This is a genomic window from Streptomyces sp. NPDC079167 (assembly GCF_040686735.1).
Taxonomy (GTDB): Bacteria; Actinomycetota; Actinomycetes; order Streptomycetales; family Streptomycetaceae; genus Streptomyces.
Window position 1 is genome coordinate 38,902 of the sequence record NZ_JBFBLO010000006.1, and the last position, 20,445, is coordinate 59,346.

The 20,445-nt window shown below is 69.5% G+C and carries 17 protein-coding genes; 1 reads left to right on the forward strand and 16 read right to left on the reverse strand.

Features of this window, described 5'->3' with window-relative positions; translation table 11 throughout:
• Positions 1–78 precede the first annotated feature (78 nt).
• Both AB0P41_RS14405 and AB0P41_RS14410 read right to left on the reverse strand, forming a co-directional pair.
• Entirely contained in the window at positions 79–678 is a 600-nt protein-coding gene (locus tag AB0P41_RS14405; RefSeq protein ID WP_365932180.1) for a TetR/AcrR family transcriptional regulator, read from the reverse strand.
• Between the two features lie 40 nt (positions 679–718).
• Complete coding sequence (locus tag AB0P41_RS14410; RefSeq protein ID WP_356707765.1) at positions 719–1,513, reverse strand: SDR family NAD(P)-dependent oxidoreductase; 795 nt, start codon at positions 1,511–1,513, stop codon at positions 719–721.
• A 504-nt stretch (positions 1,514–2,017) separates the two neighbouring features.
• Here AB0P41_RS14410 and AB0P41_RS14415 point away from each other — a divergent pair.
• Complete coding sequence (locus AB0P41_RS14415; RefSeq protein ID WP_365932182.1) at positions 2,018–2,626, forward strand: Uma2 family endonuclease; 609 nt, start codon at positions 2,018–2,020, stop codon at positions 2,624–2,626.
• A 16-nt stretch (positions 2,627–2,642) separates the two neighbouring features.
• On the opposite strand, the gene recQ is transcribed toward AB0P41_RS14415, so the two are convergent.
• The 14 genes from recQ to AB0P41_RS14485 all read right to left on the reverse strand — a co-directional run bounded on the left by recQ (position 2,643) and on the right by AB0P41_RS14485 (position 20,444).
• Positions 2,643–4,613, reverse strand: coding sequence for a DNA helicase RecQ (gene recQ / locus AB0P41_RS14420; protein ID WP_365932183.1), 1,971 nt, complete (start codon positions 4,611–4,613; stop codon positions 2,643–2,645).
• A gap of 118 nt (positions 4,614–4,731) precedes the next feature.
• A complete protein-coding gene (gene nuoN, locus AB0P41_RS14425; RefSeq protein WP_365932184.1) occupies positions 4,732–6,396 on the reverse strand; it encodes an NADH-quinone oxidoreductase subunit NuoN in 1,665 nt (554 codons plus the stop codon).
• Positions 6,393–8,003, reverse strand: a complete 1,611-nt coding sequence (locus tag AB0P41_RS14430; RefSeq protein WP_365932185.1) for an NADH-quinone oxidoreductase subunit M — start codon at positions 8,001–8,003, stop codon at positions 6,393–6,395. Before AB0P41_RS14430 ends, nuoN begins: the two co-directional genes overlap by 4 nt.
• A 4-nt stretch (positions 8,004–8,007) precedes the next feature.
• Entirely contained in the window at positions 8,008–9,954 is a 1,947-nt protein-coding gene (gene nuoL, locus AB0P41_RS14435) for an NADH-quinone oxidoreductase subunit L (protein ID WP_356707770.1), read from the reverse strand.
• Positions 9,955–9,966: 12 nt separating this feature from the next.
• The gene (nuoK, locus tag AB0P41_RS14440) at positions 9,967–10,266 is read right to left on the reverse strand and encodes an NADH-quinone oxidoreductase subunit NuoK (RefSeq protein WP_014154680.1); all 300 of its coding nucleotides are present in this window, start codon (positions 10,264–10,266) and stop codon (positions 9,967–9,969) included.
• The gene (locus AB0P41_RS14445) at positions 10,263–11,135 is read right to left on the reverse strand and encodes an NADH-quinone oxidoreductase subunit J (RefSeq protein WP_356707771.1); all 873 of its coding nucleotides are present in this window, start codon (positions 11,133–11,135) and stop codon (positions 10,263–10,265) included. Before AB0P41_RS14445 ends, nuoK begins: the two co-directional genes overlap by 4 nt.
• Complete coding sequence (nuoI, locus tag AB0P41_RS14450; protein WP_104788155.1) at positions 11,132–11,728, reverse strand: NADH-quinone oxidoreductase subunit NuoI; 597 nt, start codon at positions 11,726–11,728, stop codon at positions 11,132–11,134. The genes AB0P41_RS14445 and nuoI overlap by 4 nt, the downstream gene beginning before the upstream one ends.
• Positions 11,721–13,124 (reverse strand): NADH-quinone oxidoreductase subunit NuoH, encoded by a 1,404-nt coding sequence (nuoH, locus tag AB0P41_RS14455; protein WP_356707772.1) that lies wholly within the window; start codon positions 13,122–13,124, stop codon positions 11,721–11,723. Before nuoH ends, nuoI begins: the two co-directional genes overlap by 8 nt.
• A complete protein-coding gene (locus tag AB0P41_RS14460) occupies positions 13,121–15,628 on the reverse strand; it encodes an NADH-quinone oxidoreductase subunit G (protein WP_365932188.1) in 2,508 nt (835 codons plus the stop codon). The genes nuoH and AB0P41_RS14460 overlap by 4 nt, the downstream gene beginning before the upstream one ends.
• Complete coding sequence (gene nuoF / locus AB0P41_RS14465; RefSeq protein ID WP_356707774.1) at positions 15,625–16,998, reverse strand: NADH-quinone oxidoreductase subunit NuoF; 1,374 nt, start codon at positions 16,996–16,998, stop codon at positions 15,625–15,627. The genes AB0P41_RS14460 and nuoF overlap by 4 nt, the downstream gene beginning before the upstream one ends.
• The gene (gene nuoE / locus AB0P41_RS14470; protein ID WP_356707775.1) at positions 16,998–17,813 is read right to left on the reverse strand and encodes an NADH-quinone oxidoreductase subunit NuoE; all 816 of its coding nucleotides are present in this window, start codon (positions 17,811–17,813) and stop codon (positions 16,998–17,000) included. Before nuoE ends, nuoF begins: the two co-directional genes overlap by 1 nt.
• Positions 17,814–17,842: 29 nt before the next feature.
• On the reverse strand, positions 17,843–19,177 hold the full coding sequence (locus tag AB0P41_RS14475) for an NADH-quinone oxidoreductase subunit D (protein WP_365932191.1): 1,335 nt from the start codon (positions 19,175–19,177) through the stop codon (positions 17,843–17,845).
• On the reverse strand, positions 19,177–19,893 hold the full coding sequence (locus AB0P41_RS14480) for an NADH-quinone oxidoreductase subunit C (RefSeq protein ID WP_356707777.1): 717 nt from the start codon (positions 19,891–19,893) through the stop codon (positions 19,177–19,179). The genes AB0P41_RS14475 and AB0P41_RS14480 overlap by 1 nt, the downstream gene beginning before the upstream one ends.
• Positions 19,890–20,444, reverse strand: coding sequence for an NADH-quinone oxidoreductase subunit B family protein (locus tag AB0P41_RS14485; protein WP_014154689.1), 555 nt, complete (start codon positions 20,442–20,444; stop codon positions 19,890–19,892). The genes AB0P41_RS14480 and AB0P41_RS14485 overlap by 4 nt, the downstream gene beginning before the upstream one ends.
• Between the last annotated feature and the right edge of the window lies 1 nt (position 20,445).

Sequence of the window (20,445 nt, forward strand, 5' to 3'; positions counted from 1 at the left end):
CCCGGCCCGGCCGGGCCCTGGACGGCGGCCGGGCACGGCGGGGCCGTCGAACCCGCCCCTGTCGGCGCACCGTCCGGGTCAGCGACGATGTACGGCGTCGAGCGCTTCGGTGAAGTAGACGGCGAGCGGCCGGTCCGCGTCGGCCCGGGTCCAGGCCTCTCCGGCGACGTCGAGACACGTGATCACACTCGCCACGACGGCTGCGGCACGCAGGTCGGCCGTCCCCTCGGGCGGGCCGAGACGCCGCCGGACCTCGGGAACGAGGTCGGACTGCCAGCGCAGGTGCTTCTCGATGCTGCGGGCTCGCAGGGACGGGCTGCCGTACATCATCCGCGCGACCGCGAGCGTGCGCTCCTCGTCCGCCTCCGCGTCTCCGACGGCCAGGATCGCGGAGCGCAGCGCAGTCCAGAGATCCTCGTCATCGGGATGCTTCGCGAGTTCGGCTCCCACCCGCGCGCCTTCATCGGCGAGGCCGCCGAGGACGACGTCCTCCTTCGTCCCGAAGTAGCGGAAGAACGAGCGCCGGGACACACCCGCCACCGCGACGATCTCGTCGATCGTGGTCTGCTCGAATCCCTTCCGGAGGAACAGGTCCATGGCGACCTGGATGATCTCCGCCTGGACTGAACGACGGGTCCGGTCCCACAGCCGCTCCACCGAACCCGCGCTCTCCGTCATGCGACCAGCATAGCCACGCGTCACCACGGCCTTTCGGTGCTCATCGGCGCTGCGCCATGGCGCGAGTCGTCATCCGCCCGATGGTTCGTGTCATCCGACGGCGACCGAGCAGACGCGAGGCTCCAGCGGCGACACGGTTCCCGCCCCCGACGATGACGCTCGGCTTCGGATCGCGGCGGTCGAGTGCGCCCAGCGCGGTCCGGACGACCGCCGACGCCGTCATCCGCCGGGCGTTTCCGCTCGCGCTCTCCCCGGCCACGTCGAAGAACTCCGTCTGCGTCGCCCCCGGCGAGACGGCGAAGACCTTCACTCCCGATCCCAGCTCCTCGTACCAGAGCGCCTCGGTGAAACTGAGCACGAACGCCTTGGACGCGCCGTAGACGGCCATGGTGGGGCTGGCGTTGTACGCGGCCATGCTCGCGATGTTGATCAGGAAACCCTCTCCCCGCTCGCGAAGGCGCGGAAGGAAGGCATGACTGATCTCCACGACTGCGAGGACATCGAGCGCGATCTCGGCCTTCAGCCGATCGAGCTGCTCGTCGCGGAAGAACCCGTGGTTGGCGAAACCCGCGTTGTTGACCACCCCCGCGACATCGATCCCGAGCCGGTCGGTCTCGGCACGCAGCGCTTGTCCCGCCCCCGGCTCCGTCAGATCCATCGGCAGTGCCGTGGCGCGAGCACCGTGGCCGGAGAGCTCCGAGGCCAGCGCCTCAAGACGCTCGGCACGGCGTGCGACGAGCACGGTGTCATGACCGCGCGCCGCGAGCTGTCGTGCGAACTCCGCGCCGATGCCCGCACTCGCCCCGGTCACGACCACCGCTCCAGAGGTGTTCATAGCTTTCCCGCCTTCTCCGCCGACATCGCATGCCAACCTGGCATCGAGTGCCAGGATGGCATACGGCACACCTCGGTGCACCCCGCGGCCGGAGAAACGCTCCGTCGTCCCCAGGAGGAAGCGGCAATGACCAGAGCGACCTGCCCGCCCGGACCCCGGCGGAGAGACAGAGGCCGTCAGGCCCTGTTACCGATCACGTCGGCAGCGGTCGCGTGGACCCGGGCGCTGTTCACGCCCACATCCACGTTCGCCGCACCCGCCGGCACCCAGGTGGCGGGCGCCTCACCGAAGGGCGGGCAGCGGTTCGTCCGTGCGAGAGCATGATCGACGTGCGTCTGCCCGGCAGGACGGTCGAGAGCGCCACTCCGGTCGGTGCCACAGAAGAGCTTCGGAAGGGGCGGTGGTCAACGACGCGTGAGTCGTGCACACGTGCGGGTGGGCCTGATCGGGTTGTCGGCGGATACGCTGGACGGGCCCGCGAGACTCCTTCGTATGGGAGCACTGATGAGCATCGAACCCGAGGCCCCCGAGCCGCGGTGGGCGGTCCCGCCCGTGGGCGGCTGGACCGCCGATGACCTGGACACACTCCCGAATCTGCCTCCGCACACGGAGCTGATCGACGGGAGCCTTGTCTTCGTGAGTCCGCAGACCGTTTTCCATGAGCGTGCGATCGACTACCTGAAGTGGCAGTTGCAGTCGCTCGCACCGCTCGACCTGGAAGTCTTTCGCGAGTTCACCATCGACGTCGACTTCCAGAACCGGCCGGAACCCGATGTCGTCGTCGTACGCGCGGACGCGGTCGAGAGCCTGCGGCAGACACGGTTCCCCGCGAGCAGTGTGCTGCTGGCGATCGAGGTCGTGTCCGACGAGTCCGTCACCCGTGACCGGGAGACCAAACCTGTGAAGTACGCGCGGGCGAGGATCCCGCACTACTGGCGAGTGGAGAACCAGGGCGGTCGGGCGGTCGTCTACGTCTTCGAGTTGGAGCCCGCGACCGGCGCGTACACATCCACCGGGATCTTCCACGACCGGATGAAGGTCTCCACGCCCTTCCCGGTGGAACTCGACCTGGCCGCGATCGTTTCCCGCCGCCGGGCGGCCGACCCCGGATAACGCGCGCCGTCCGGGCTCACTCGAACTCGGGCGGTTCCTCGTCCCAGCCGTACTCCGGGTCCGTGTCCTGGACGGTGGGCCGGGCCGCCGGCACGGGTGCGGGAGCCGCTTCCTCCCGGGGTGCGCCGGACGGTGCCGCCTCCCCCAGGCCCGCCAGCACCTCCAGCACACCCTCGCCGTACGTCGCGAGCTTCTTCTCACCGAGCCCGCTGACCCCGCCCAGCTCCGCCAGGGACCCGGGGCGCAGCGCGGCGATCTCCCTCAGCGTCGCGTCGTGGAAGATCACGTACGCCGGGAGGCCCAGGTCCTTCGCCTGGGCACCGCGCCAGGCGCGCAGCGCCTCGAAGACCGGGACGGCCTCGGCGGGAAGGTCGGCCACGGCCGCCGCCGACTTCGCCTTGCGCTCGCCCGAGCCGCCGGTCCGCGTCGTGGGCTTCTTCGGCTCCTTGCGCAGCAGCACCTCGCGCTCCCGGCCGAGCACGGAACCGCTCTCCTCGGTCAGCACCAGCGTGCCGTACTCGCCCTCGACGGCGAGGAGCCCCTGCGCGAGGAGCTGGCGCACCACGCCCCGCCACTCCGCCTCGGCCAGCTCCTCGCCGATACCGAAGACCGAGAGCTGGTCGTGGTCGAACTGGATGACCTTCGCCGTGCGGCGGCCCAGCAGGATGTCGATGATCTGGCCGGCCCCGAACTTCTGGTTCCGCTCCCGCTTCAGCCGGACCACGGTGGACAGCAGCTTCTGGGCGACCACGGTGCCGTCCCAGGTCTCCGGCGGCGTCAGACAGGTGTCGCAGTTGCCGCAGCTCTCGGCACCGGGCTCCTGGCCGAAGTACGTCAGGAGCTGGGCCCGGCGGCACTGGACGGTCTCGCAGAGCGCCAGCATCGAGTCCAGGTGCGCGGCCGCGCGCCGCCGGAATGCCTCGTCGCCCTCGCCGCCCTGGATCAGCTTGCGCTGCTGGACGACGTCCTGGAGGCCGTACGCCATCCAGGCCGTGGACGGTGCCCCGTCACGGCCGGCGCGGCCGGTCTCCTGGTAATACCCCTCGACGGACTTGGGCAGATCGAGGTGGGCGACGAAACGCACGTCGGGCTTGTCGATGCCCATGCCGAAGGCGATGGTCGCCACGACGACCAGGCCCTCCTCGCGCAGGAAGCGCGACTGGTGGGTGGCGCGCGTGCCGGCGTCCAGGCCCGCGTGGTAGGGCACGGCCTCGATGCCGTTGCGGCAGAGGTACTCGGCGGTCTTCTCCGTGGAGTTGCGCGAGAGGCAGTAGACGATCCCGGCGTCCCCGGCGTGCTCCTCCTTCAGGAAGGTCAGCAGCTGCTTCTTCGGGTCGGACTTCCCCACGACGCGGTACTGGATGTTCGGCCGGTCGAAGCTGGCCACGAAGTGCCTGGCGTCGGGCATGCCGAGGCGCTGGGTGATCTCCCGGTGCGTGGCATCGGTCGCCGTGGCCGTCAGCGCGATACGGGGTACGTCGGGCCAGCGCTCGCCCAGCACGGACAGGGCCAGGTAGTCGGGGCGGAAGTCGTGGCCCCACTGGGCGACGCAGTGGGCCTCGTCGATGGCGAAGACGGAGATCTCGCCGCGGGCCAGCAGCGCGAGCGTCGAATCGAGGCGCAGCCGCTCGGGGGCCAGATACAGCACGTCGAGCTCACCGGCGACGAACTGGGCCTCCATCGAGCGGCGCTCGTCGAAGTCCTGCGTGGAGTTCATGAAGCCCGCGCGGACCCCCAGCGCGCGCAGGGCGTCCACCTGGTCCTGCATGAGCGCGATCAGCGGGGAGATGACGACGCCGGTGCCGGGCCTGACCAGGGCGGGGATCTGGTAGCAGAGGGACTTGCCGCCGCCGGTGGGCATGAGCACCACCGCGTCGCCGCCCTCGACGACATGCTCGATCACCGCGCCCTGCTCGCCGCGGAACGCCTCGTAACCGAACACCCGGTGCAGCGTCTGCTGTGCAGCGCTCTCGGTCGTCACACTCATGGTCGCGCCCGTCCGTCCGTCTTCACCCGTCACCGGCAACCATAGGCGCCGCCTACGACAACGCCGGACGGCCTTGACTTTCCAAGGCCGTCCGGCGTCACAGCACGTCCGCGGTCCGCTACCGCACGAACACTCCCGCCTGGCTCGCCAGATCGAGGAAGTACTGCGGGGCGAGGCCGAGGACCAGGGTCACGGCGACTCCGACGGCGATCGTGGTCATCGTCAGCGGGGACGGCACGGCGACCGTGGGGCCGTCCGCCTTCGGCTCGCTGAAGAACATCAGGACGATGACCCGGATGTAGAAGAACGCGGCGATGGCCGACGAGATCACACCGATCACGACGAGGCCGCCCGCGCCGCCGTCCGCCGCCGCCTTGAAGACGGCGAACTTGCCGGAGAAGCCCGAGGTGAGCGGGATACCGGCGAAGGACAGCAGGAAGACGGCGAAGACCGCCGCGGTCAGCGGCGAGCGACGGCCGAGACCGGCCCACTTCGACAGATGGGTCGCCTCGCCGCCCGCGTCCCGCACCAGGGTGACGACGGCGAAGGCGCCGACGGTCACGAAGGAGTACACCCCGAGGTAGAAGAGGACCGAGGAGACGCCCTCCGGGCTGGCCGCGATGACACCGGCGAGGATGAAGCCCGCGTGTGCGATCGAGGAGTAGGCCAGGAGCCGCTTGATGTCGGTCTGGGTGATCGCGACGATCGCCCCGCCCAGCATCGTGACGATAGCGACGCCCCACATGACGGGACGCAGGTCCCAGGTGAGGCCGGGCAGCACCACGTACAGCAGGCGGAGCAGTGCGCCGAACGCGGCGACCTTGGTGGCGGCCGCCATGAAGCCGGTGACCGGGGTCGGTGCTCCCTGGTAGACGTCCGGGGTCCACATGTGGAACGGGACCGCGCCGACCTTGAAGAGCATGCCCATGAGGATCATCGCGCCGCCGATCAGCAGCAGCGCGTCGTTGCCCATGGTGGAGGCGAGCGCCGGGTCGATCTGCTGGACGCTGCCGTCCACGACGTTCGCGATGCCGGCGTACGAGACGGTGCCCGCGTAGCCGTAGAGCAGGGCGATCCCGAAGAGCAGGAAGGCCGAGGAGAAGGCGCCGAGCAGGAAGTACTTCACGGCGGCTTCCTGCGACATCAGCCGCTTGCGGCGGGCGACGGCGCAGAGGAGGTAGAGCGGGAGGGAGAAGACCTCGAGCGCCACGAAGAGTGTCAGCAGGTCGTTGGCCGCCGGGAAGACCAGCATGCCCGCCACGGAGAAGAGGGCCAGCGGGAAGACCTCGGTGGTGGTGAAGCCGGCCTTGACCGCGGCCTTCTCCCCGTCGCTGCCGGGGACCGAGCCGGCCTGGGCGGCGAAGGAGTCCACCTTGTTGCCGTGCGAGGCCGGATCGAGGCGCCGCTCGGCGAACGTGAAGACGGAGACCACGGCGACCAGCAGAATGGTGCCCTGGAGGAACAGGGCGGGTCCGTCGATGGCGACGGCGCCCATCGCGGCGATGTGTGCGTTCTTCGTGGCGTACCCGTCGGCCGCTAGTCCCACCACCGCGGCGAACGCGGCGGCGATCGCGAAGACCGTCAGGAGCACCTGGGTGGTGTAGCGGGCCCGTCGCGGGACGAACGCCTCGACCAGGATGCCGATGACGGCGGCACCGACCACGATCAGGACGGGTGCCAGCTGGGCGTACTCGATGGTCGGCGCGGTGAACTTGTCGCCCGGGGCAGCCGATGTCACCTCGCCCGCCGTCGTCCACAGGCTGTGGACAGCTGTTGCGCTCACTTGGCGGCCTCCACCTCGGGCTGGGGGTCCTTCTTCTGTACGTCGTGCATGGTGTGCTGGACCGCCGGGTTGACGACCTCGGTGAGCGGCTTCGGGAAGACACCCAGGAAGATCAGCAGCGCGATCAGCGGGAGGGCCACCGCCAGCTCACGGACCCTGAGGTCGGGCATGCCCCCGATCCCCTCCCTGACCGGTCCCGTCATCGTCCGTTGGTAGAGGACGAGCACGTAGAGCGCGGCGAGCACGATGCCGACGGTGGCGATGATGCCCGCCACCGGATACGCGCTGAACGCTCCGACCAGGACCAGGAACTCACTGACGAACGGCGCGAGGCCGGGCAGCGAGAGCGTGGCCAGGCCGCCGATGAGGAAGGTGCCCGCCAGGACGGGCGCCACCTTCTGCACCCCGCCGTAGTCGGCGATGAGGCGGGAACCCCGCCGGGTGATCAGGAATCCGGCGACCAGCATCAGCGCGGCCGTCGAGAGACCGTGGTTGACCATGTAGAGCGTGGCGCCCGACTGGCCCTGGCTGGTCATTGCGAAGATGCCGAGCACGATGAAGCCGAAGTGCGAGATCGACGCGTAGGCGATGAGCCGCTTGATGTCCCGCTGGCCGACGGCGAGCAGGGCGCCGTAGACGATGGAGATCAGCGCCAGGACGATGATCACCGGCGTCGCCCACTTGCTGGCCTCCGGGAACAGCTGGAGGCAGAAGCGGAGCATCGCGAAGGTGCCGACCTTGTCGACGACCGCGGTGATCAGGACGGCCACCGGCGTGGTCGCCTCCCCCATGGCGTTGGGCAGCCAGGTGTGCAGCGGCCACAGGGGTGCCTTCACCGCGAAGGCGAAGAAGAACCCGAGGAACAGCCACCGCTCCGTGGAGGTCGCCATGTCCAGCGAGCCGTTGGCCCGGGCCTCGGCGATCTCGGAGAGCGAGAAGCTCCCCGCGACGACGTAGAGCCCGATGACGGCGGCCAGCATGATGAGCCCGCCGGCCAGGTTGTAGAGGAGGAACTTCACCGCCGCGTAGCTGCGCTGCGCCGCGGCGTTCTCGTCGCTGCCCGAGTGCGCCCGGTCCCCGAAGCCGCCGATGAGGAAGTACATCGGGATGAGCATGGCTTCGAAGAGGATGTAGAAGAGGAAGACGTCGGTGGCCACGAAGGAGAGGATCACCATCGCTTCCACCATCAGGATCAGTGCGAAGAAACCCTGGGTGGGGCGCCATCGATAGGGCTTCGTCTCGTTGGGGCCTCCCCTGCTCGAACGAAGTTGAGAGCTTGGGGACGGATCGGCGTCGTGCCAGCCCGCGAGGACGACGAAGGGGATCAGCAGCGCGGTGAGCGCGAGGAGCGCCACCCCGATGCCGTCGACGCCCAGTTCGTACCGGACGCCGAAGTCCTTGATCCAGGCGTGCGATTCGGTGAGCTGGTAGCGGTCACCGCCCGGTTCGAAGCGGGCGAACACGATTCCGGCCAGCACGAGCGTCGCCAGCGAGACGAGCAGGGCGAGCCACTTCGCCGCGGTGCGCCGGGCGGCCGGGACGGCGGCGGTGGCGATCGCGCCGATCGCCGGGAGCGCCGCCGTCGCTGTCAGGAGGGGAAAGGACATGGGATCAGACCGCCCTCATCAGCAGGGTCGCGGCGATGAGGACCGCCGCACCGCCGAACATCGAGACCGCGTAGGAGCGGGCATAGCCGTTCTGCAGTTTGCGCAGCCGGCCGGACAGCCCGCCCATCGAGGCGGCCGTGCCGTTGACGACACCGTCGACCAGGGTGTGGTCGACGTACACCAGGGAGCGGGTGAGGTGTTCGCCGCCGCGGACCAGGACCACGTGGTTGAAGTCGTCCTGGAGGAGGTCCCGGCGGGCCGCCCTGGTGAGCAGGGAGCCGCGGGGGGCCACGGCGGGTACGGGCTTGCGCCCGTACATGGCCCAGGCGATCGCGACGCCGATGACTAGCACCACCATGGTGGCGGCGGTGACGGTGGTCGCGCTGACCGGGGCGTGCCCGTGGTCGTGTCCGGTGACGGGCTCCAGCCAGTGCATGAACCGGTCGCCGATGGAGAAGAACCCTCCGGCGAAGACCGACCCGAAGGCCAGCACGATCATCGGGATCGTCATCGACTTCGGTGACTCGTGCGGGTGCGGCTCGGCGTGGGCGCCGCGGGTTTCGGCGGCGGGCTCCACATCGGGCTCGGCGGGCGAGGGTGTGGCGGCACGGTGCCAGCGCTCCTCCCCGAAGAACGTCAGCAGCATCACGCGCGTCATGTAGAACGCGGTGATCGCGGCGCCCAGCAGGGTGACGGAGCCGAGGATCCAGCCCTCGGTGCCGCCCTTGGCGAAGGCCGCCTCGATGATCATGTCCTTGGAGAAGAAGCCGGACAGACCGGGGAAGCCGATGATCGCGAGATAGCCGAGACCGAAGGTGACGAAGGTGACCGGCATGTACTTCCGCAGGCCGCCGTACTTCCGCATGTCCACCTCGTCGTTCATGCCGTGCATGACCGAACCGGCGCCGAGGAAGAGCCCGGCCTTGAAGAAGCCGTGCGTCACCAGGTGCATGATCGCGAAGACGTAGCCGATGGGGCCGAGGCCCGCGGCGAGGATCATGTAGCCGATCTGCGACATCGTCGACCCGGCGAGGGCCTTCTTGATGTCGTCCTTCGCGCAACCGACGATCGCACCGAAGAGGAGCGTGACGGCTCCGACGACCACGACGACCATCTGCGCGTCGGGCGCCGCGTTGAAGATCGCGCCGGAGCGGACGATGAGGTAGACGCCCGCGGTCACCATGGTGGCGGCGTGGATGAGGGCCGAGACCGGGGTCGGGCCCTCCATCGCGTCACCGAGCCAGGACTGCAGCGGCACCTGGGCCGACTTGCCGCAGGCGGCGAGGAGCAGCATCAGGCCGATCGCGGTGAGCTTGCCCTCGCTCGTGTCACCGGTCGCCTCGAGCACCGGCCCGAAGGCGAACGTACCGAAGGTGGTGAACATCAGCATGATCGCGATGGACAGGCCCATGTCGCCGACCCGGTTGACCAGGAATGCCTTCTTGGCGGCGGTGGCCGCGCTGGGCTTGTGCTGCCAGAAGCCGATGAGCAGGTACGACGCCAGACCGACGCCCTCCCACCCGACGTACAGCAGGAGGTAGTTGTCGGCGATGACCAGGATGAGCATCGCCGCGAGGAAGAGATTCAGATAGCCGAAGAAGCGGCGGCGGCGCTCGTCGTGCTCCATGTAGCCGATGGAGTAGATGTGGATCAGCGTGCCCACACCCGTGATCAGCAGGACGAACGTCATCGACAGCTGATCGAGCTGGAAGGCCACGTCGGCCTGGAACCCCTCGACGGGGATCCAGCTGAACAGCTTCTGGTGCAGGGCGCGGTCCTCGGCGCCCTTGCCGAGCATGTCGGTGAAGAGCACGACACCGATGACGAACGACGCGGCGGCCAGCACCGTGCCGATCCAGTGTCCGGCCCGGTCCAGCCGGCGGCCGCCGCAGAGCAGGACCACCGCTCCGAGCAGGGGCGCCGCGACCAGCAGCGCAATCAGGTTTTCCACGATTCCGACCCCTTACAGCTTCATCAGGCTGGCGTCGTCGACCGAGGCCGAGTGGCGGGAGCGGAACAGCGACACGATGATCGCGAGCCCGATGACGACCTCCGCGGCGGCGACGACCATCGTGAAGAAGGCGATGATCTGGCCGTCGAGGTTGCCGTGCATCCGGGAGAACGCGACGAGCGTGAGGTTGCAGGCGTTGAGCATCAGCTCGACGCACATGAACACCACGATCGCGTTCCGCCTGATCAGCACGCCGGAGGCGCCGATCGTGAACAAAAGGGCCGCGAGGTAGAGGTAGTTGACGGGATTCACTTGGAGACCTCCTCCTCTTCTTCCGCCTGGTCACGGGATGGTCCGGCGGCTCCGGCCGGCCCGCGGGCACGGCCGAGCCGCTCCCCGGAGCGCTGTTCCAGCGCCTTGAGGTCCGCGAGCGACTTCTCGGACACATCGCGGATCTGACCGCGCTGCCTGAGTGTCCCCATGACGGTGAGCTCGGACGGGGTGCCGTCCGGGAGCAGTCCCGCGATGTCCACGGCGTTGTGCCGGGCGTAGACGCCGGGGGCCGGCAGCGGCGGCACATGGCTGCTGCGCACCCGCTCCTGGGAGAGCTCGCGCTGCGTCTTGGCGCGTTCGGTGCGCTCGCGGTGCGTGAGCAGCATCGCGCCGACGGTCGCCGTGATCAGCAGGGCGCCGGTGATCTCGAACGCGAAGACGTACTTGGTGAAGATGAGGTTGGCGAGGCCCTCGACGTTTCCGCCGTGCCGGGCGTTCGCCGCTCCCAGACCGTTGAAGGACGAGAGGGACGCCTGCCCGATGCCGGCGATCAGCAGGATGCCGAAACCGAGTCCGCAGGCGGCGGCCAGCCAGCGCTGCCCCTTGAGTGTCTCCTTCAGCGAGTCCGCCGCCGTGACGCCGACGAGCATGACCACGAAGAGGAACAGCATCATGATGGCGCCGGTGTAGACGACGACCTGGACGATGCCCAGGAAGTAGGCGCCGTTGGCGAGGTAGAAGACCGCCAGCACGATCATGGTGCCGGCGAGCGAGAGCGCGCTGTGCACGGCCTTCTTCATGAGAACGGTGGAGAGGGCACCGACGACGGCGACGGTGCCGAGGATCCAGAACTGGACGGCCTCGCCGGTCGAGGTGGCGGTGGCCGCCGCGGCCAGGGTGGAGGTCATGCGTCCACCTCCTTGTCCGCTTCTCCCTTGGAGACGGCGACCTGGCGCTCCGTGCCGGGAGCGGCCTCGGTCACCAGACCGCGGTAGTAGTCCTGTTCGTCCATGCCGGGGAAGATCGCGTGCGGGCTGTCGACCATGCCGTCCTCGAGCCCCGCGAGCAGCTCGTCCTTGGTGTAGATGAGGCTCTCGCGGGTGGTGTTGGCGAGCTCGAAGTCGTTGGTCATGGTCAGTGCCCGGGTGGGGCACGCCTCGATGCAGAGCCCGCACAGGATGCAGCGTGCGTAGTTGATCTGGTAGACGCGGCCGTAGCGCTCGCCCGGGGAGTAGCGCTCCTCGTCCGTGTTGTCCGCGCCCTCGACGTAGATCGCGTCCGCCGGACACGCCCAGGCGCAGAGCTCGCAGCCGACGCACTTCTCCAGCCCGTCCGGGTGGCGGTTGAGCTGGTGCCGGCCGTGGAAGCGCGGCGCTGTCACCTTCTGCGTTTCCGGGTACTGCTCGGTGAGCCGCTTCTTGAACATGGCCTTGAAGGTCACGCCGAAGCCGGCCACAGGATTCTGGAACTTCTCCCCTGAGGGTTCTGATGACTCAGACACCGTCAGCCTCCCTTCCGTCACTCGCACGTTCGTCACTCTGAGTATCCGGCCCGCCACTGACAACGAGCTCCCGCTCGCGTCGCGGCGTGCGACGCGGCACCGGCGGCAGGGACTGCCCTGGTAGCGGCGGCACGGGATATCCGCCCGCCATCGGGTCGAACGCCGGCTCCGGCCCGGCCGCCTCCTCGGCGGCCCTGGCCTTCCGGTCGCGGAACGTGTCGGCGACGAAGGAGATCAGCAGGACCGCGATCACGGCTCCGGCGACGTACAGCAGGATCTTCGAGTAGTCGTAGCCCTCGTTGTTCAGCGCCCTCACGGTGGCGACCAGCATCAGCCAGACCACGGAGACCGGGATCAGGACCTTCCAGCCGAGCTTCATCAGCTGGTCGTAGCGGACGCGTGGCAGCGTGCCGCGCAGCCAGATGAAGAAGAAGAGGAGCAGCTGCACCTTGATGACGAACCAGAGCATCGGCCACCAGCCGTGGTTCGCTCCCTCCCAGAAGGTGCTGACCGGGTACGGAGCCCGCCAGCCACCCAGGAAGAGGGTCACGGAGACCGCGGAGACGGTGACCATGTTGACGTACTCGGCGAGCATGAACATCGCGAACTTGATCGAGGAGTACTCGGTGTTGAAGCCGCCGACCAGGTCGCCCTCGGACTCCGGCATGTCGAACGGGGCGCGGTTGGTCTCACCGACCATCGTGACGATGTAGATGATGAAGGAGACAGGCAGCAGCAGGATGAACCAGCGGTCCTCCTGCGCCGCCACGATCTCCGACGTCGACATCGAGCCCGAGTAGAGGAACACCGAGGCGAACGCGGCGCCCATCGCGATCTCGTAGCTGATCATCTGGGCGCAGGAGCGCAGACCGCCGAGCAGCGGGTACGTCGATCCGGAGGACCAGCCGGCGAGCACGATGCCGTAGATGCCGACGGAGGCGACCGCGAGGATGTACAGCATCGCGATCGGCAGGTCGGTCAGCTGCATCGTCGTACGGTGGCCGAAGATCGAGACCTCGTTGCCGGCCGGGCCGAACGGGATGACCGCGATCGCCATGAACGCCGGTGCGGCGGCGACGACCGGGGCCAGGATGTAGACGACCTTGTCGGCCCGCTTGACGACGACGTCTTCCTTGAGCATCAGCTTGATGCCGTCGGCGAGCGACTGGAGCATGCCCCAGGGGCCGTGCCGGTTGGGGCCGATGCGCAGCTGCATCCAGGCGACGACCTTGCGCTCCCACACGATGGAGAACAGCACGGTCACCATCAGGAACGCGAAGCAGAAGACCGCCTTGACGACGACGAGCCACCAGGGGTCCGTGCCGAACATCGAGAGGTCCTCGGCGGCGAGGACGGTGCCATGCGGTGCCGCGGCGAGTCGGTCGAGGCCGGTCACTCTCCTACCTCCGTAGTCACGACGTGGGAGCCCGGGGCTGCCGGACCGATCCGGACGAGTCCGCCCGGCTGGGCGCCGGTGTCGGCCGGGACGCCCCGGCCGACGGAGTTGAGCGGTACCCACACCACCCGGTCCGGCATCTCGGTCACCGCCAGCGTGAGTTCGGTGGTTCCCGCGGGTCCGGTGACGGCCAGCAGATCGCCGTCCTTCACCCCCGACTCGGCGGCGGTGGCCGGGGAGAGCCGGGCGACGGCCGCGTGCCGGGTGCCGGTCAGCGCCTCGTCGCCCTCCTGGAGCCGGCCCCGGTCGAGCAGCATCCGGTGGCCCGCGAGGACCGCCTCGCCGTCGCCGGGCCGGGGCACCGGACGGGACGTCGCCCGCGGGTCGTCGGCGTGACCGCCCCGCCGGCCGCCGAGGCGGTCGAGTTCGCGGCGGGCCGCCCTCAGATCGGGCAGTCCGAGCCGTACGTCCAGGGCGTCGGCCAGCATGTGCAGCACCCGCGCGTCGGTCGGGCAGAGCGTCCTCGGCAGCTGCTCGGGCTTCAGCGCGGCCTCGAACATCCGCGCCCTGCCCTCCCAGTTGAGGAAGGTGCCGGGCTTCTCCGCGACGGCCGCGACCGGGAGCACCACGTCGGCGCGCTCGGTCACCGCGCCGGGCCGCAGCTCCAGCGAGACGAGGAAGCCGACCCCGTCCAGCGCCTCGATCGCGCGGGCCGGGTCGGGCAGGTCCTCGGGGTCGACCCCCGCGACCAGCAGCGCGCCCAGCTCGCCGGTGGCCGCTGCCTCCACGATCTGGCCGGTGTCACGGCCGAAGCGGGCGGGGAGTTCGGCGACGCCCCAGACGGACGCCACCTCCTCCCTGGCCCTGGGGTCGGTCGCGGGACGGCCGCCGGGCAGCAGGGACGGGAGCGCGCCCGCCTCCAGCGCGCCGCGTTCCCCGGCCCGGCGCGGGATCCACACCAGTGCGGCCCCGGTCGCGGTGGCGGTGCGCAGGGCTGCGGTCAGTCCGCCGGGCACCGCGGCGAGCCGCTCGCCCACCACGATCACGGCGCCTTCGCCGCGCAACGCCTCGGCCGCGGCGGCGCCTTCGGCCTCCAGGCCGACCCCGCCCGCGAGGGCGTCCAGCCATTCGGTCTCGGTGCCCGGAGCGGCGGGGAGCAGGGTGCCGCCCGCCTTCTCCAGGCCCCGGCTGGCGTGCGAGGCGAGCGCGAACGTCCGCTGCCCGTGCTTACGGAAGGCCTTGCGGAGCCGGAGGAAGACTCCGGGCGCCTCCTCCTCGGACTCGAAGCCCGCGAGCAGGACGGCCGGTGCCTTCTCCAGCGCGGTGTAGGTGACCCCGCTGCCGTCCAGGTCCCGGCCGCGCCCGGCCACCCGTGCGGCGAGGAAGTCCGCTTCCTCGCCGCTGTGGACCCGGGCCCGGAAGTCGATGTCGTTGGTGTCCAGGGCGACCCGCGCGAACTTGCTGTACGCGTAGGCGTCCTCGACGGTCAGCCGCCCTCCGGTGAGCACGCCGGTCCTGCCGCGCGCACCCGAGAGTCCGGCCGCCGCTGCTTCCAGCGCCTCCGGCCAGCTCGCCGGCTCCAGCACCCCCTCCGCGTTGCGTACGAGCGGAGTGGTGAGCCGGTCACGCTGCTGGGCGTAGCGGAAGCCGAAGCGGCCCTTGTCGCAGAGCCACTCCTCGTTGACCTCGGGGTCGTTGGCGGCGAGCCGCCGCATGACCTTGCCGCGCCGGTGGTCGGTCCGGGTGGCGCAGCCGCCGGCGCAGTGCTCGCACACCGAGGGCGTCGACACCAGGTCGAAGGGCCGGGAACGGAAGCGGTACGCCGCCGAGGTCAGCGCCCCGACCGGGCAGATCTGGATGGTGTTCCCGGAGAAGTACGACTCGAAGGGGTCGCCCTCGCCCGTGCCGACCTGCTGGAGCGCGCCGCGCTCGATCAGCTCGATCATCGGGTCGCCCGCCACCTGGTTGGAGAACCGGGTGCAGCGTGCGCAGAGCACGCACCGCTCGCGGTCCAGCAGCACCTGGGTGGAGATGGGGACGGGCTTCTCGAAGGTGCGCTTCTTCCCGTCGAAGCGGGAGTCGGCGCCGCCGTGCGACATCGCCTGGTTCTGCAGGGGGCACTCGCCGCCCTTGTCGCAGACCGGACAGTCCAGCGGGTGGTTGATGAGCAGGAGCTCCATCACCCCCTTCTGGGCCTTCTCCGCCACGGGCGAGGTGATCTGCGACTTCACGACCATGCCGTCGGTGCACGTGATGGTGCAGGAGGCCATCGGCTTGCGCTGGCCCTCGACCTCGACGATGCACTGCCGGCAGGCGCCGGCCGGATCGAGGAGCGGGTGGTCGCAGAAGCGCGGGATCTCGATGCCGAGGAGCTCGGCGGCACGGATGACCAGCGTGCCCTTGGGGACGCTGATCTCGATGCCGTCGATCGTGAGCGTGACGAGGTCCTCGGGCGGAACGGCCGCCTCGCCGCCCCCGGAGGGCGCACTCGTGGTGACTGTCATGCGTTCACCCCCCGGTGAGCGTTCTTGTCGTCTCTGTCGTCGGCCCAGAGGGTCGACCTGGCCGGGTCGAAGGGGCATCCCTTGCCGGTGATGTGCTGCTCGTACTCCTCGCGGAAGTACTTCAGCGAGGAGAAGATCGGCGAGGCGGCGCCGTCGCCGAGGGCGCAGAACGACTTGCCGTTGATGTTGTCGGCGATGTCGTTGAGCTTGTCGAGGTCGGCCATCTGGCCCTTGCCCGCCTCGATGTCGCGGAGCAGCTGGACCAGCCAGTACGTCCCCTCGCGGCACGGGGTGCACTTGCCGCAGGACTCATGGGCGTAGAACTCGGTCCAGCGGGTGACGGCGCGCACCACGCAGGTGGTCTCGTCGAAGCACTGCAGCGCCTTGGTGCCGAGCATGGATCCGGCGGCGCCGACGCCCTCGTAGTCCAGCGGGACGTCGAGGTGCTCCTCGGTGAACATCGGGGTGGAGGAACCGCCCGGGGTCCAGAACTTCAGGCGGTGCCCGGCCCGGATGCCGCCGCTCATGTCGAGCAGCTGCCGCAGGGTGATGCCGAGCGGGGCCTCGTACTGCCCGGGGCTGGTGACGTGTCCGCTGAGCGAGTACAGCGTGAAGCCCGGGGACTTCTCGCTGCCCATCGACTTGAACCAGTCCTTGCCCTTGTTCAGGATCGCGGGAACCGAGGCGATGGACTCGACGTTGTTCACGACGGTGGGGCAGGCGTACAGACCGGCGACCGCGGGGAAGGGGGGCCGCAGCCGGGGCTGGCCACGCCGTCCTTCGAGCGAGTCGAGCAGCGCGGTCTCCTCCCCGCAGATGTAAGCGCCGGCACCCGCGTGCACGGTGAGTTCCAGGTCGAGCCCGGAACCCAGGATGTCCGTCCCGAGGTAGCCCGCCTCGTACGCCTCGCGCACGGCCTCGTGCAGCCGCCGCAGCACGGGGACGACCTCGCCGCGCAGATAGATGAAGGCGTGCGAGGAGCGGATCGCGTAGCAGGCGATCACGATGCCCTCGATGAGGCTGTGCGGGTTGGCGAAGAGGAGCGGGATGTCCTTGCAGGTCCCGGGCTCCGACTCGTCGGCGTTGACCACGAGGTAGTGCGGCTTGCCGTCGCCCTGCGGGATGAACTGCCACTTCATCCCGGTGGGGAAGCCCGCGCCCCCGCGTCCGCGCAGACCGGAGTCCTTGACGTACGCGATGAGGTCGTCGGGTTCCATGGCCAGGGCCTTGCGCAGCCCCTCGTAACCGTCGTGGCGGCGGTAGGTGTCCAGCGTCCAGGACTCCGGCTCGTCCCAGAAGGAGGAGAGGACGGGCACCAGGAGCTTCTCCGGGCTGGTCCCGTTCTTGTCGATCTCGGCTGCCAAGGTCATCACTCCCCCTCCTCGGCGGCGGGCCCGGCCGGGTTGTCCGGGTCGGAGGCCGAGGTCTGCTGCGGCGCGTCGTGAGAGCTGAGGTGCTCGGCGCCCTTCTGCGGCGGTGTGTCCCGGGGCGTCTCGCCCCGCTGGCCGACCACGCGCGCGTGAGCGGCCTCGCCCCTGGCGAGCTTCAGCCCGACCAGGGAGGCGGCCCCCGCCCCGCCGCTCGCCTCGACGGCGCCGGGGCGTTCGTCGGGGAAGCCGGCCAGGATCCGGGCGGTCTCCTTGTACGTGCAGAGGGGGGCGCCCCGGGTGGGCTCGACGGTGCGGCCGGCGATCAGGTCGTCGACGAGCCGGGTGGCGCTCTCCGGCGTCTGGTTGTCGAAGAACTCCCAGTTGACCATCACGACGGGCGCGAAGTCGCAGGCCGCGTTGCACTCGATGTGTTCGAGGGTGACCTTGCCGTCCTCGGTCGTCTCGTCGTTGCCGACACCCAGGTGGTCCTTGAGCCGGTCGAAGATGGCGTCGCCGCCCATGACCGCGCACAGGGTGTTGGTGCAGACGCCGACCTGGTACTCACCGCTCGGCCGGCGGCGGTACATCGTGTAGAAGGTGGCGACCGCGGTGACCTCGGCGGTGGTGAGGCCGAGCTGGTCGGCGCAGAAGGCCATGCCCGTACGGGATACGTACCCCTCCTCGGACTGCACCAGGTGCAGCAGGGGCAGCAGCGCGGAGCGGCTGCCGGGGTAGCGGGCGATCACCTCCTTCGCGTCCGCTTCGAGCCGGGCGAGCACCTCGGCCGGGTAGGCGGGGGCGGGGAGCTGCGGCATCCCCAGGCTGACTTCTTGGTTGGACGCGGTCACCGGTCGACGCCTCCCATCACGGGGTCGATGGACGCGACGGCGACGATGACGTCGGCGACCTGGCCGCCCTCGCACATCGCCGCCATGGCCTGCAGATTGGTGAAGGACGGGTCGCGGAAGTGGACCCGGAAGGGGCGCGTGCCACCGTCCGAGACGACGTGTACGCCCAGTTCGCCCTTGGGGGACTCTATGGCGGTGTACGTCTGCCCGGCCGGGACCCGGAAGCCCTCGGTCACCAGCTTGAAGTGGTGGATCAGGGCCTCCATGGAGGTGCCCATGATCTTCTTGATGTGGTCGAGCGAGTTGCCGAGACCGTCGGGTCCCAGCGCGAGCTGCGCGGGCCAGGCGATCTTCTTGTCGGCGACCATGACCGGTCCGGGCTCCAGCCGTTCCAGGCACTGCTCGACGATCCTCAGCGACTGGCGCATCTCCTCCAGCCGGATGAGGAAGCGGCCGTAGGCGTCGCAGGTGTCCGCGGTGGGCACGTCGAAGTCGTACGTCTCGTACCCGCAGTACGGATCGGTCTTGCGCAGGTCGTGCGGGAGTCCGGCGGACCTGAGGACCGGGCCGGTGGCGCCGAGCGCCATGCAGCCGGTGAGGTCGAGATACCCGACGTCCTGCATACGGGCCTTGAAGATGGGGTTGCCGGTGGCGAGCTTGTCGTACTCCGGCAGGTTCTTCTTCATGGTCTTGATGAACTCGCGGAGCCGGTCGAGCGCGCCCATGGGCAGGTCCTGGGCGAGGCCGCCGGGGCGGATGAACGCGTGGTTCATCCGCAGGCCGGTGATCAGCTCGAAGAGGTCGAGAACGAGTTCACGATCGCGGAAGCCGTAGATCATGATCGTCGTGGCGCCGAGCTCCATGCCGCCGGTGGCGATGCACACCAGGTGCGAGGAGATCCGGTTGAGCTCCATCAGGAGCACGCGCAGGACGGTGGCCCGGTCCGGGATCTGGTCCTCGATGCCGAGGAGCTTCTCGACCCCGAGGCAGTACGCCGCCTCGTTGAAGAACGGGGTCAGGTAGTCCATGCGGGTGACGAAGGTGGTGCCCTGCGTCCAGTTCCGGAATTCGAGGTTCTTCTCGATGCCGGTGTGGAGGTAGCCGATGCCGCAGCGGGCCTCGGTGACGGTCTCGCCGTCGATCTCCAGGATGAGACGCAGCACGCCGTGGGTGGACGGGTGCTGGGGGCCCATGTTGACGATGATGCGTTCGTCGTCCGACTTGGCGGCGGACTCGACGACCTCGTCCCAGTCGCCGCCGGTGACTGTATATACAGTCCCCTCGGTCGTGGCGCGGGGCGTCGCACGGGGAGTTGCGTGGGGAGTGGTCATCAGCTGTACGACCTCCGCTGGTCCGGAGCCGGGATCTGGGCGCCCTTGTACTCGACGGCGATGCCGCCGAGGGGGTAGTCCTTGCGCTGCGGGAAGCCCTGCCAGTCGTCCGGCATCATGATCCGGGTCAGGGCCGGGTGCCCGTCGAAGATCAGCCCGAAGAAGTCGTACGCCTCGCGCTCGTGCCAGTCGTTGGCCGGGTAGACCTCGACGAGGGACGGGATGTGCGGGTCGCTGTCCGGCGCCGACACCTCAAGGCGGATCAGCCGCCCGTGGGTGAGCGAGCGCAGGTGGTAGACCGCGTGCAGCTCGCGTCCCTTGTCCCCCAGGTAGTGGACACCGCTGACGCCCGTACAGAGCTCGAAGCGCAGGGCCGGGTCGTCGCGCAGGGTGCGGGCGACCTGGACCAGGTGCTCGCGGGCGATGAAGAAGGTGACTTCGCCCCGGTCGACGACCGTCTTCTCGATGGCGTTGTCCGGCAGCAGGTCCTGTTCCTCCAGGGCCCCTTCGAGCTCGTCCGCCACCTCGTCGAACCAGCCGCCGTACGGGCGGGAGGTTGCCCCCGGCAGGGTCACCGTGCGGACGAGTCCGCCGTAGCCGGAGGTGTCACCACCGTTGTTGGCGCCGAACATGCCCTTGCGTACGCCGATGACCTCACCGGTGTCGTCGCGCGGGACGGGCACCTGGCCGCTGTTGCTGTTCGGTTCGTCGCTCATCGCAGCAGCCCCTTCATCTCGATCAGGGGAAGTGCCTTGAGCGCCGCCTCCTCCGCCTCGCGGGCGGCCTCCTCCGCGTTGACCCCGAGCTTGGAGCCCTGGATCTTCTGGTGGAGCTTGAGGATGGCGTCGATCAGCATCTCGGGACGCGGCGGGCATCCCGGCAGATAGATGTCGACCGGGACAATATGATCAACACCCTGAACAATGGCGTAATTGTTGAACATTCCGCCTGATGACGCGCAAACCCCCATGGAGATGACCCACTTGGGGCTGGGCATCTGGTCGTAGACCTGCCGCAGGACGGGGGCCATCTTCTGGCTCACCCGCCCGGCGACGATCATCAGGTCCGCCTGGCGCGGCGAACCGCGGAAGACCTCCATCCCGAAACGGGCCAGGTCGTACCGCCCGGCGCCGGTCGTCATCATCTCGATGGCGCAGCAGGCGAGGCCGAAGGTGGCGGGGAAGACGGACGACTTCCGCACCCAGCCGGCGGCCTGCTCGACAGTGGTCAGAACAAAGCCGCTCGGCAGCTTCTCTTCGAGTCCCATG

Coding starts and splice junctions, on each gene's coding strand:
- nuoE (WP_356707775.1), bottom strand. CDS start 17,813: ATGCCGCAGCTCCCCGCCCCCGCCTACCCGGCCGAGGTGCTCGCCCGG.
- AB0P41_RS14410 (WP_356707765.1), bottom strand. CDS start 1,513: ATGAACACCTCTGGAGCGGTGGTCGTGACCGGGGCGAGTGCGGGCATC.
- AB0P41_RS14485 (WP_014154689.1), bottom strand. CDS start 20,444: ATGGGACTCGAAGAGAAGCTGCCGAGCGGCTTTGTTCTGACCACTGTC.
- AB0P41_RS14480 (WP_356707777.1), bottom strand. CDS start 19,893: ATGAGCGACGAACCGAACAGCAACAGCGGCCAGGTGCCCGTCCCGCGC.
- recQ (WP_365932183.1), bottom strand. CDS start 4,613: ATGAGTGTGACGACCGAGAGCGCTGCACAGCAGACGCTGCACCGGGTG.
- AB0P41_RS14460 (WP_365932188.1), bottom strand. CDS start 15,628: ATGACAGTCACCACGAGTGCGCCCTCCGGGGGCGGCGAGGCGGCCGTT.
- AB0P41_RS14415 (WP_365932182.1), top strand. CDS start 2,018: ATGAGCATCGAACCCGAGGCCCCCGAGCCGCGGTGGGCGGTCCCGCCC.
- AB0P41_RS14445 (WP_356707771.1), bottom strand. CDS start 11,135: ATGACCTCCACCCTGGCCGCGGCGGCCACCGCCACCTCGACCGGCGAG.
- AB0P41_RS14405 (WP_365932180.1), bottom strand. CDS start 678: ATGACGGAGAGCGCGGGTTCGGTGGAGCGGCTGTGGGACCGGACCCGT.
- nuoF (WP_356707774.1), bottom strand. CDS start 16,998: ATGACCTTGGCAGCCGAGATCGACAAGAACGGGACCAGCCCGGAGAAG.
- AB0P41_RS14430 (WP_365932185.1), bottom strand. CDS start 8,003: ATGTCCTTTCCCCTCCTGACAGCGACGGCGGCGCTCCCGGCGATCGGC.
- AB0P41_RS14475 (WP_365932191.1), bottom strand. CDS start 19,177: ATGACCACTCCCCACGCAACTCCCCGTGCGACGCCCCGCGCCACGACC.